Source organism: Bartonella sp. CM120XJJH, from assembly GCF_042194715.1.
Lineage (GTDB): Bacteria > Pseudomonadota > Alphaproteobacteria > Rhizobiales > Rhizobiaceae > Bartonella.
Map to the genome: position 1 here is coordinate 1 of NZ_JBHINE010000063.1, position 1,389 is coordinate 1,389.

Annotated in this window: 2 protein-coding genes and 1 pseudogene; all 3 read left to right on the forward strand. The window is 42.2% G+C overall.

All coding sequences use genetic code 11. The annotated features are described in order from the left end of the window. Positions 1-894: pseudogene (locus tag ACFIKU_RS09670) on the forward strand (phage tail protein); the annotation flags it as partial. Between the two features lie 5 nt (positions 895-899). After that, entirely contained in the window at positions 900-1,280 is a 381-nt protein-coding gene (locus ACFIKU_RS09675) for a phage tail protein (protein WP_006589081.1), read from the forward strand. Beyond that, on the forward strand, positions 1,277-1,389 hold a 113-nt coding region (locus ACFIKU_RS09680), incomplete at its 3' end, for a tail protein X (protein ID WP_375657380.1). The genes ACFIKU_RS09675 and ACFIKU_RS09680, both read left to right, overlap by 4 nt.

The following is a 1,389-nucleotide window of genomic DNA, read 5'->3' on the forward strand; positions in this document are numbered from 1 at the left end:
GCAGTTCTTACCGGAGCATTCATTGCGGCAATGGTACCGGCAGCTTCTGCAGTTGCGGGTCTTGCACTATCTCTTGTAGCTTCACTCATTCCAGCAATAACTGCCGTTGGTTCTGCTTTTATATCGCTTGGTATCGCAATCATGACCACTCCTATCGGCTGGATCGCTGGCGGCATAGCAGCCCTTGTTGGAGTTGGATATCTGCTCTACAAAAATTGGGATACGGTAGTAAGCTTCATAAGCAACTTGTGGAATTCTTTTGCGAGCTTATGTAGTAACGTTTTCAATAACCTCTTGACGCTCTTTAAAAACTTTTCACCACTTTCTTGGATTTCGAAAAAAATCAATGCATTGATTGAGTGGCTGTTTGGGATCAATCTCATGGAAGCAGGAACCAATCTAATTAACGGGCTTTGGGAAGGGATCAAAAGCAAATGGAATGCTCTGTCTGATTAGCTCAGCGGCATGATAAGCAAATTAACCAGCTGGATGCCTAATTGGATGAAAGAAAAGTTAGGCTTTAATGTCTCAATCAATAAGACTTCAACGGAGACGATTAAAACCTTTACCAATGAAACCAATGCACGTGCAAAAAGAATGCTGGATACAGTAGTGGTTACAAATACCCCACCAGAAAAACGCAAGAGTGGTTTTAATACAAGTGTCGTTGAAACAGGACAAATGCAGGCAACAAATAAAGTGGGTGCCTTTAAAGCTCCAAAGCCTATTACGGTTCACAAACCCGTTGAAGTAGACGCGCGTGTAACTATTACAAATCTCAATATTTCAGTACCAAATGGTCTCAAGGACGAAATCAGAGACGCTGTCAATCAAGCACTTGAACGCTATGCAAAACAGCAACGTTTAGCCATAGCCTCTAGCCTTTCGGATTAAATACCATGATGTTAGCTTTGGGTGGTTTTATCTTTTCCATTGAAACAGCAGCTTATCAAACACTTGATATGTCTTATGGGGTTCCATGGGTAGAGCAAGGGCGATTGGGGCGAAAAGCTGCTCTTCAATTGCCTGCTGTTGCAAATGCGGAATTTTCTTTAGCAGGGGTGATTTATCCAGATTTCAAAGGTGGTCACAGACAGCTCGAATATTTGCGACAAATAGCGCATATGGGACCTCATATTCTTGTGACCGGTCAAGGCAAAATCTTAGGTAAGTTTGTCATTCTTTCCGTAGAGGAAAAGCAAAGCGTTTTTCATCATAACGGCACCCCCAAAAAACAAGAATTTACGATAAAATTGAGAGAATATGGTGAAGATCTATGAGTGACCTTTATATGACCAAAGATGGCGATATGGTGGATGCCATTTGCTGGAAATACTATGCCAAAGGTCAACAAGCGCTTGCTGTTGAACGCGTCTATGCAGCGAATTT

Bases quoted from the DNA above. Each gene is read 5' to 3' on its own strand.
- ACFIKU_RS09675 (WP_006589081.1), top strand. From the start codon at position 900: ATGATGTTAGCTTTGGGTGGTTTTATCTTTTCCATTGAAACAGCAGCT.